Below are 10000 nucleotides of genomic sequence, written 5' to 3'. Positions count from 1 at the left end.
AGAACAGGGTTTCATCGCTGGAGGTCTCAAGATACTTTGCCAGAGCCGTCGAATAGGCGCGACCGTCGTTTTTGATGTTTTCGACGCGCGTACCGTAAACGATGTTACCCCAATCGAACGTCGTGGTGGCCATCAGGTAGGCGGCCGCCTGCTTTTCGTTGATCTTCCAGTAGTTAGACGTCGTGGCCGACATATCGCGCACGGCGGCACCGGCATTGATATACTGATTGACAAGATCGTTCGTCAGGGCTTGGTTGGTGTATCGGAAGGTGTAACCCAGCGCCTGCTTACCCTTGTACGGATCGTCAATGGCCAGCGTGCCCCAGGTCGGCACCGTAAAGCCCTTGGCGGTCAGGCTCGCCGGCGTCGCCGTGTAGGTCTCGTTTTCGTTCTTCTTGTTACGCGCCGTGTAAAGGGCACCGAACTCCACCTTGGTCGGCAAACCGAACAGCTCGGTTTGACGGTCAAAGTCGATCTTGGCGGTGTAGGCCTGAGTGGTTTCACCACCGGCGACGCGACCGATCGAGGTCAGCGGCGTGTTGAATTCTTCGGCCGAGAAAACGCGGTCGCCCTGGGTACGCGCCGAGGTCGTGCCACCGGTGCGGTACAGACGCACAATGTTCTGATCGCCATTGCGGAAATCATAAACGGCGGTCGGACGCTCAAGAAAAGACGACGGGCTTTGGAAGGCAGCGGTAACCGGCGTATCGCCACCGTTCAGACCCACCGTATAGTTCAGGCGCCACGACACGTCATAGCCGTACCAGTTGCGGTGCTCACCGCCCAAGGTGTTGGTGGCAAGGATTTCTTCGGAGTCGCGGTAGTCGATACGACCGTTCAGGCGCGCGCCATAAACCGTACCGAACTTGGGATCGGCGGCGGTGAAATTGGCATCCGAATTATAGGCGACACCGGCGGCGTTGGTGCCCTGATCAAGGCGCACGATCCAGTTGTCGCGCAGCTCGTCGTCCTTGAAAATCGTCCAGATCGACGAGGCGAACAGGGTGTTGTTGTCGTCAATCTTGTAGTCGGCGCGCAGAGAGGCCGAAGAGTTGTAACGCGTCAGACGGTAGTTCTTGTATTCAAACTCACGGGCGAAGGTCTTGCCTGGAGCGGCGGCACGCTGAACGAGGTAGGGATCGGTTTCCCAGTTTTCCGTCGCCATATTGCGGCGATAGTAGGAGGCCTGAGCGACGATGCCCAGTTTACCAGCCATGAAGATGTTGGAATAGACGAGGTTGGCATCCACTTCTTCACCACCACCCAGGGTGACGTGGCCGAGACCGAGCTTGCCCGTGATCTTCTGACCCTTATAGTCGAAAGCACGGCGCGTGCGGATGTCGATATTGCCGGCAACGGTGTCACCGGGCATGGACGGAACGATGGCCTTCTGAACCATCACCTGCGAGGCAATAGCCGACGGGATGTTGTCGAAACGCGAGTCGCGGCCTTCGGCGGAAACGACCGACAGGTCATCGAACGAGATGGTCGCCCACTTACGCGGCATACCACGCAGGTTGACGTAGCGGGCCTGCCCCTGATCGCGCTCCAGACCGACGCCCGGCAGACGGCCGATGGCAAAGGCGATGTTCTGATCTGGCAGGTTGCCGGCATCATCGGCCGACAAAACGCTGACCAGCGAGTCCGACTGACGCTGCGCCTTCAGGGCGGCCGCATCAGATTCGGCCAACGGACGGCGCGCCGTCACAACAACTTCGGTGACCTCTTCCGCGTCAGCAGCCTGAACCACAGCCGGAACAGCCACAGCGGCGAGCGGCGCCATAGCCGCCGTCATCGCGAGAAACTTCACGGTTTTCATCTCAAATCCCCAGTGATCTGGCCCGGCAAAATCTTTGCGTCAAAGCCCCTGAGGTCCGTCTAGTCAGGCTGGGCGACGGTTCGACTACAGTTCCGTGAAGCTTTTATGACAGCGTCACAAACGAGATACACTGTGACATTAGATGCACAGTTCAGCACATTGCATGAACCTACGAACGCACTACTCAAATTGAGTGTGCTTTTTTATTCTCCGTGCTAAGAGCGCGGAAATCAGCACATAGGGGTGTACGCAAATGCTTACCAGCCAGACATTTAAGCTTTTTATGACATCAACTCTTTTGTGTGTCGGTTCAGTGGCTTTGTCCGCCTGCGTGCACCCGGAACTGATCTCCGACTCGGCCAAGATGACGCAGGGCACGGGCACGCCGGTTCTGGCGGTGACGGAAACCACAGCGGTCGGCACGCTCAATCTGGACTCCGCTGACGATCCCGAAATCTGGGTCGATCCGTCCGACTCCAACCGCGTGGTGATCTATGGCACCGACAAGAAGGCGGGCCTCTACAGCTATGACCTGAATGGCAAGGTGATCGACTTCCTCACCGTCGGTCCGATGAACAATGTCGATCTGCGTAACGACGCGCTGGAACTGCCGGTGGTGGTTGCCGCCTCTGACCGCGTCGGCAATGGCGTGCGTTTCTTCAAGCTCGATCCGGCGACTCTAAAAACCACCGACTGGGGCTTTGCGCCGCTGGCCACCTCTGAGGCCTATGGTTTCTGCCTCGGTAAGACGACGGCAGGCGATCTGGTCGCCATTATGGTAGGCAAGAACGGCGATGTGGCTCAGGCCACGGTCAGCGTTGCTGCGGGCAAGCCGATCCTGAGCGAAACGCGCCGCTTCAATGTCGGCACGCAATCCGAAGGCTGCGTGGTCGATGACCTAACCCAGACGCTTTATATCGCCGAAGAAAACGCCGGTATCTGGGTGTACAGCCTCGATCCGGCAACGGGGTCGCAGCGCAAGGCGCTGGTCAGCCTGCCGTCGGACGTGCTCAAAGCTGATGTCGAAGGCCTGACCCTGCTGCGGGACGGCCAAAAGACCTATCTGATTGCCTCGTCGCAAGGCGACTCGGCCTTTGCCGTCTGGCGCGTCGAGGGTACGCCCATCTATCAGGGCCGTTTCTCGGTCTTCCCCGGCAACGGTATCGATGCCGTGACGGGGACGGATGGCGTCGCGGCCCTGGGCGGACAGGTCGGCCCCTATGCCAAGGGTATCGTCGTCATGCAGGACGACATGGATACCGAAGGCGAAGTGCTTTCGACCACCCGTGCCCGGCAAAATTTCAAGATCGTGGACTGGAAAGAGATCGAAGCGAAACTCAGCCTGAAATAAAATATGAAGCCCCGCCATCCGGTGGGGCTTTTATTATACCAACGGCCGAAGATGCTGACCGCCTCCGGCCGTTGAAAACTCGAGACTGTCTCATACGTGTCAGAGACATGAGACAGTCTCGAAAGGCATACCAAGAGCCATTTTCAATGACCTTGGTATTATCCGAGTTCTTTGGAGCGTTTCTGCGCCGCCAGTACCGCCGCCGTGACAAGCTCGGTGAGCCCCTGCCCCTCCTGCCGCAGCACCTTCAGCGCCGCTTCGGTGGTGCCGCCGGGCGAGGCGACCTTGCGGATAAGGTCTTCGGGGTCTTCGCCCGTCTGATCCAGCAGATTGGCCGCCGAAATCAGGGTGGCGCGGGCCAGTGTTTTGGCATCCGCGGCCGTCAGCCCGGTTTCCAGCGCCGCCTGCTCCAGCGCCGCGACAAAGGCATAGACATAGGCCGGCCCCGAACCGGACACGGCGGTCGCCGCGTCGATCAGGTCTTCATTGTCCAGCACCACCGTCGCCGCCATCGGCGAGAAGAGGTCGGACGCGGCCTGCAAGGCCAAGCCCTCGGCCGCATAGAGGCTGGCCACGCCCTTACCGGTCGCCACACCCGTGGTCGGCATAACGCGCGCGACTTTCAACGGCGCAAACACGCTGCTGAGGTCTTCGGTCCGCACCCCGGCCATCACCGAAATCAGCGTCGCCTCCGGGTTGAGGTTGCCGTCCAGAATTTGCGCCGCCCCGCGCCAGCTCTGCGGCTTGACCGCGATGATGACGGTGAAGGCGTCGCGCCACACTTCCGGCGACGGGTTAAGCCGCGCCCCCAGACCCGCATAGGCTTGCGCTTCTTCGCCGGGATTGAGATCGAGAATAATCAGGTCGGACGGCGCGATATGGCCTGCGGCGCGCATCCCCTTGAGCATGGCCGACCCCAGCGCCCCCGCGCCAATGAGAAGTATGGGTTTCGCCAGCATTGATGGACCTCAATAAATCTTGAATTAAATGCGAAAAATGCCGACGGGCCGCCCCGAGGCATTTTTCACCGTAATACCAACGACCTAAGATGCTGACCGCATCCGGCCGTTGAAACCTCGAGAATGTCTCATATGTGTCAGCGACATGAGACATTCTCGAATGGAATACCAAGAGTCATTTCCAATGACCCTTGGTATAAGACCATACAAAAGTACCCGAAGGGCAACTTTTGTGTGAACGATTAGGCCTCTCCGATTGTCTCAAACAGGCAGGCTTCCAGCGCCGCTTCGGCCGTCGGTGCGCCCTTGAACAGGAAGTCGAAGGCCGGATAGAAGCGATCCACGGCTTCGGCGGCGACATTGATCATGTGCGCCGTCTGCACCTGACCGGGGCGTTCCATCGGGCTCGACAACAGGGTGTGGCGGAAGACGATATCGGCGGGCAGACGCCCCGCTTCGCGCATCCCTTCTTCGTCTTCATAGATTTCAAAGTGACCGAACCAAACGCGCTGATTGACCAGTGACAGCAACTGATGGATCGGCGCCACCTTTGCCGGATCGAAGCGCAGGTCGAGCGACGAACACAGTTGCAGGCACTCCCCTTCCGGGCGGCAGGAGAACCACATGTCGTGCGACTTCCATAACCCGGCCAGCGAGAACAGCACCTCGCCATCAGGTGTCCGCTCAAAGGTCAGGCCTTCGTCAGTGAGGATAGCTTCGACCAGTTCGAGCGGGTCGGAAGTCGTGTCGGTATAATCAGCCTGAGGCAGGTCCATGAGAGATACGGGTGTCCTGAGAGAGGTCCGAAGGGTGAGGTTTACTCAGCCCTGGATTTGAGGCTCTGGATTTCCAGCTTCAAGGCGGCGATTTCGGCCAGCATGACCTCCTTCATCGCCTCGAATTCATCGCGGCGGATAAGGTCCATATCGGCGACGAAGCGGTCGCCCTGGGCGCGAAAGGCGGCCTTGGCCTCGTCACCGGCGGCCTGAGCCAGAGACATGGCGCTGGTCGAGAGCTTGGCGAATTCGTCGAGGAAGGGGTTTTTCGACTGCATGGGAAAATCCTTGCGGATAAAGGCCCGGAAAGAGCCTCAAATGAGTTGTCACACTGTGCGCATATAGTGCGAATGGCGACTGAAAGAAAGTTTTTCACGATTCTTGCCCCCCTTCGATGATTCCTTTAGGTCATTGAATACAGTTCACAGGTTTCTGAGCATGACCCTGCCCGACATTGATCCCGTCCTTTTGCACATAGGCCCGCTGGCCCTGCGCTGGTACGCGCTGGCCTATGTCGCCGGTATCGCGCTGGGCTGGTGGTATCTGACACGACTGATCCGCAAGGAGTCTTTGTGGGCGCCCTACCCCGCCCCCCTGTCGCGTGAAAACCTCGAAGACCTGATTATCTGGATGGCGCTCGGCATCATTCTGGGCGGACGTATTGGCTATGTGCTGTTCTACGATCTGGCGCCCATCCTGAAAAACCCGCTGCAATTCTTCAAGGTGTGGGAAGGCGGCATGTCCTTCCATGGTGGCTTTATCGGGGTCTGTATCGCGGGTGTACTTTATAGTCGGCGTCACCGCATCAACCCGTGGACCCTGGGCGATCTTCTGGCCTGCGCTGCGCCAATCGGGCTGTTCTTTGGCCGCATCGCCAATTTTATCAATGGCGAACTGTGGGGCCGTACCACCGACGCGCCGTGGGGCATGGTCTTTTGTAATTCCTATACGCCCGTTGATATATATGGGCGTTGCGTTGCTGGTTATCTGCCGCGTCACCCCAGCCAGCTTTACGAGGCCGTGCTGGAAGGGATCGTGCTGTTTGTCGTCGGCTATCTGCTGGTGCACGTCTGGCGTAAACTGCGTCAGCCCGGCCTGATCATGGGCACCTTTGTCGCCGGTTACGGCCTTGCCCGCGTGCTGGTGGAGTTTGTGCGCGAACCCGACGCCCAGATGCTGCCCTTCTTCAAGCACGTTATCACTATGGGGCAGACCCTGTCGCTGCTGATGATCATTGGCGGCGGCATCGCCATCTGGCTGGCCCTGCGCGGCAAGACCCTGCCCGCCGGATTTACGGCGACACATGAGACGAAAGCGCCTGATGGCCTCGCTTAAGACCCGCCTGATCGAGCAGATTAGGCTCGAAGGCCCACTGACCATCGCCGACTATATGTGGGCCTGCCTGTTCGATCCGCAGGAAGGCTATTACGCCACGCGCCCGGCTCTGGGCGAAGAGGGCGACTTTATCACGGCCCCTCTGGTGTCGCAGATGTTCGGTGAACGTCTCGCCCTGTGGGCCATGCAGGCCTGGCAGGATATGGGCGCGCCCGCAAAGATTCGCGTCCTTGAAATCGGCCCCGGCGACGGCACGCTGATGAGCGACCTGCTGAGAACTTTTCGCGCCCTGCCCGCCTTCGCGCAGGCCATGGAGATCGGTCTGATCGAGCCTTCGCCGCCGCTTCGCGCGGTACAGACGGCCAGACTGGGTGAAGTGCGCCACTACGACAGCCTCGACCACGTGCCGACCGATGCGCCTTTGCTGATCATCGCCAATGAGGTACTCGACTGTCTGCCGGCCCGGCAGTTTCAACTGACCCCCGACGGCTGGTTTGAACGTTGCGTCGGCCTGCACGAGGGCGAACTGGTCATCGGCCTTGTCCCTGCACCACAGGATTTCAACGCCCCCTTCGCCGCCGAAGGGGGTCAGGTCTGCGAAGTCTCTGTGGCGCAAAACCGCCTGATTGAGGCGGTGGGCGCGCTGATCCACGAGGCGACGGGCGCGGCGCTGTTTATCGACTATGGCCGCGACCGCCCCGAACCCGGCGATACGCTTCAGGCCCTCTATCGCCACGAAAAGACCGATCCGCTGGCTGAACCGGGCGCGCACGACCTGACCCAGTGGGCGGATTTTCCATCGCTGGCGATTACGGCCCTGAACATGGGGCTGGGGGTCAGCCAGATCACGCCGCAGGGCGTTTTCCTGCAACGCCTCGGCATTATCGAGCGCTTTGACGAACTGCGCGCAAAAAACCCGGAAGACACCGACCGGCTGGCGCGGCAGGTCCATCGCCTGATCGCGGCAGAGGAGATGGGCGAACTGTTTAAGGTGCTGGCCATCCATTCCCCCCGCGACCTGCCGCTGGCGGGCCTTGCACCGATTGAGATCGGGGCTTAGTGAAACGATATGACCCTGCCCCGTATCCTGCACCCGCTCCTCGACCTGCCGAACGTCCAGCACGGCTTTTTCACGCGGCTGGGCGGCGTGTCGCCCTTCCCCTACGAGTCGCTGAATGTCGGGCAAGGCTCCAAGGACACGCGCGACAATATCCTTGAAAACCGCCGCCGCGTCGCCGCCAGCTTTGACCAGCCGGAAGCGCGTCTGCTCAACTGTTATCAGGTGCATTCCAAAATCGCCGTGACGGTCGATGGCCCGTGGCCCACCGAAGACCGTCCGGAGGCCGATGGTCTGGTCACCACCACCCCCGGCCTGATTTTGGGGGCCTTGTCCGCCGATTGCGCCCCCATCCTGTGGGCCGATCCGGTCAATGGCGTTGTCGGGGCCTGCCACGCGGGCTGGAAGGGCGCGCTGGGCGGCATGATCGAAGCCGAATACGCGGCACTTCTGGCCAAAGGCGCCGAAGCCCGGCACCTGCGAGCCGTGATCGGCCCGTGCATCGCGCAGGCCTCCTATGAGGTGTCTGCCGATTACGAAGAGACCTTCCGCGCGCAGGATGCCGACTGCGGCGCCTTCTTTATTGCGGGCAAGACCGCCGACAAGCGCTATTTCGACCTGCCGGGCTTCTGCCTGATGCGGCTGAAGCGGCTGGGCCTGACGCAGGTTGCGACCACAGGCCACGACACCTGCGCCGAAGAGACCCTGTTCCATTCCAACCGCCGGAGCTTCCTGCGGCAGGAGCCAGATTATGGCCGTCTGATCAGCGCCATCATGCTGCGTCCATGACACGCTCAGCGGAAGACATCGTCAAAGGGCAACTTAACGCCTATAATGCCAGGGATGTGGACAGGTTTCTGTCCTTCTGGGCCGAGGATGCGGAAATCTACGCCCATCCGCAGACCCTGCTGGCCAAGGGACATAGGGCTATTCGGGAACGCCACCTGATCCGCTTTCATGAGCCAGATCTTTACGCCCGCCTGATCAGCCGCAGCGTGATCGGCACCACCGTCATCGACACGGAGTCCGTCACCCGCAATTTCCCGGAGGGTGTGCGGCTCGTCGATGTGGTCGGCATCTACGAGATCGAAGGTGAAACGATTAAGCGGGCGTGGTTCATCACGGGCACGCCAAAAGAGCCGTAAACCCAGTCAAAATTTTAAGGATTTGCGACGAATCGGGCTTGCCCCACAGGTCGCACCTGTTAAAAGCCGCCGCATGTAAAACACGCACGTGTTTCCCACCCTGCCGCCCCACAGGTTCCCCATGAAATTGCTATCGGCCAATTCCAACCGACTGCTGGCTCAGGCCATCGGCGACTATCTCGACATGCCCCTAACCAAGGCGCGCATCGAACGCTTCGCCGACAAGGAAATCTTCGTCACCATCGACGAAAATGTGCGCGGTGAGGATGTGTTCGTCATTCAGTCCACCAGCTATCCGGCCAATGACAACCTGATGGAGCTGCTGATCTGCATCGACGCTCTGACGCGGGCGTCGGCCAAGCGTATCACCGCCGTCATCCCCTATTTTGGCTATGCCCGTCAGGACCGCAAGACCGGCGGCCGCACCCCCATTTCGGCCAAGCTGGTGGCCAATCTGATCGTGCGTGCCGGGGCGCACCGCGTCCTGACCATGGACCTGCACGCCGGTCAGATTCAGGGCTTTTTCGACATCCCGACCGATAATCTGGTGGCCATTCCCTTCATGGCCAAGGACATCAAGGCCAACTATCCCAACGCCCATGAAATCATGGTGGTGTCGCCGGACGTCGGCGGCGTGGTGCGCGCCCGCGCTCTGGCCGACCGTCTGGGCGGTGATCTCGCCATAGTGGACAAGCGTCGTCCGCGCGCCGGCGAGTCCGAAGTCATGAACATCATCGGGGACGTTACGGGCCGCAACTGTATCCTGTTCGACGACATCGTCGATTCCGGCGGCACGCTGGTCAACGCCGCCAAGGCGCTGATCGACCGTGGGGCGACCTCGGTTTCGGCCTATATCAGCCACGGCGTTTTGTCGGGCAAGGCGATGGAGCGCGTAGAAAACTCAGTGCTCAAAGAACTGGTCATCACCGATTCCATCGAGGCGCCGGAGCATGTCCGCAACCACCCCAAGGTCCGTATCGTCGGCGTCGCTCCGCTGATCGGCGAAGCGATACGCCGCATCGCCAACGAAGAGTCTGTCTCCAAACTCTTTGACTAAGCGCCCGGCGAAAAAGGCGTCCTTGCGGATGCCTTTTTTATTTTTCATTAGGCCAATATTAACCGTGATGAGAAGCGCTCCTCTCACGGAAATGTTATTTTCGTTTCGCCGCGACTCAGAGGCCGCCGCGAGCGAAAAAGCCATATTTTTGGCGCTTTTATGAGGACTTCTGCTGGCAGTTGAATTATTCCTGACAGCCTTGTGGTCGGCCGTTTTGCCGGTATCATGCCCTCGACGTCCGGTGGGAACTGCGGCCCGCTCAGAGTACCTGACATAAGAAACAGATGCGGACGTTTGTCCGCGCGACCTTCTGTTTGTCTGCGCCCTGGGGTTTGCGCCCCGTCAACCGACGTCTCGTATATTGCCCGCTGTTCCGGGCATCCGTATTGGGGAGTTTAGTATGAAATTCACGACCGGAACCGGCCGCAGGCCGCTCTTCTTGGCCATAATCGACGCGGTGGCGGCCAAGAAGCGCGGCCTGCGGCCGGTTCCGGTCGTGAA

10 protein-coding genes are annotated in these 10000 nt (G+C 60.1%); 6 read left to right on the top strand and 4 right to left on the bottom strand.

Annotation, left to right across the window (positions count from 1 at the left end):
* Positions 1-1819: TonB-dependent receptor plug domain-containing protein (locus tag LDL37_RS09775; protein ID WP_290797403.1), on the bottom strand; the 1819-nt coding region annotated here is incomplete at its 3' end.
* 313 nt (positions 1820-2132) lie between these two features.
* Here LDL37_RS09775 and LDL37_RS09770 point away from each other — a divergent pair.
* Positions 2133-3170 (top strand): phytase, encoded by a 1038-nt coding sequence (locus LDL37_RS09770; protein ID WP_290797401.1) that lies wholly within the window; start codon positions 2133-2135, stop codon positions 3168-3170.
* A gap of 158 nt (positions 3171-3328) precedes the next feature.
* Here LDL37_RS09770 and proC read toward each other — a convergent pair whose 3' ends face one another.
* From proC to LDL37_RS09755, 3 genes are all read right to left on the bottom strand, one after another.
* Positions 3329-4129 (bottom strand): pyrroline-5-carboxylate reductase, encoded by an 801-nt coding sequence (gene proC, locus LDL37_RS09765; RefSeq protein WP_290797399.1) that lies wholly within the window; start codon positions 4127-4129, stop codon positions 3329-3331.
* A gap of 242 nt (positions 4130-4371) precedes the next feature.
* Complete coding sequence (locus LDL37_RS09760) at positions 4372-4905, bottom strand: YbjN domain-containing protein (RefSeq protein ID WP_126419956.1); 534 nt, start codon at positions 4903-4905, stop codon at positions 4372-4374.
* A 41-nt stretch (positions 4906-4946) separates the two neighbouring features.
* Positions 4947-5183, bottom strand: coding sequence for an accessory factor UbiK family protein (locus LDL37_RS09755; protein ID WP_126419954.1), 237 nt, complete (start codon positions 5181-5183; stop codon positions 4947-4949).
* A 160-nt stretch (positions 5184-5343) separates the two neighbouring features.
* On the opposite strand from LDL37_RS09755, the gene lgt reads away from it, so the two are divergent.
* The 5 genes from lgt (at position 5344) to LDL37_RS09730 (ending at position 9499) form a co-directional block, all read left to right on the top strand.
* Positions 5344-6240, top strand: a complete 897-nt coding sequence (gene lgt, locus LDL37_RS09750) for a prolipoprotein diacylglyceryl transferase (protein WP_290797393.1) — start codon at positions 5344-5346, stop codon at positions 6238-6240.
* Positions 6209-7300 carry an SAM-dependent methyltransferase gene (locus LDL37_RS09745; protein ID WP_290797390.1) on the top strand — a complete coding sequence of 364 codons (1092 nt, stop codon included), beginning with the start codon at positions 6209-6211 and terminating at the stop codon, positions 7298-7300. Before lgt ends, LDL37_RS09745 begins: the two co-directional genes overlap by 32 nt.
* 9 nt (positions 7301-7309) lie before the next feature.
* Positions 7310-8086, top strand: coding sequence for a peptidoglycan editing factor PgeF (pgeF, locus tag LDL37_RS09740; protein WP_290797387.1), 777 nt, complete (start codon positions 7310-7312; stop codon positions 8084-8086).
* Positions 8083-8442: a nuclear transport factor 2 family protein gene (locus tag LDL37_RS09735; protein WP_290797384.1), complete on the top strand. Its 360-nt coding sequence runs from the start codon at positions 8083-8085 to the stop codon at positions 8440-8442. Before pgeF ends, LDL37_RS09735 begins: the two co-directional genes overlap by 4 nt.
* 121 nt (positions 8443-8563) lie before the next feature.
* On the top strand, positions 8564-9499 hold the full coding sequence (locus tag LDL37_RS09730; protein WP_126419944.1) for a ribose-phosphate pyrophosphokinase: 936 nt from the start codon (positions 8564-8566) through the stop codon (positions 9497-9499).
* The last annotated feature ends 501 nt before the right edge of the window (positions 9500-10000 follow it).

The organism is Asticcacaulis sp. (assembly GCF_020217185.1).
Classification (GTDB): Bacteria; Pseudomonadota; Alphaproteobacteria; order Caulobacterales; family Caulobacteraceae; genus Asticcacaulis.
The sequence above is the reverse complement of the archived record's forward strand: the minus strand, read 5'-3'. Positions and strand labels throughout refer to the sequence as shown.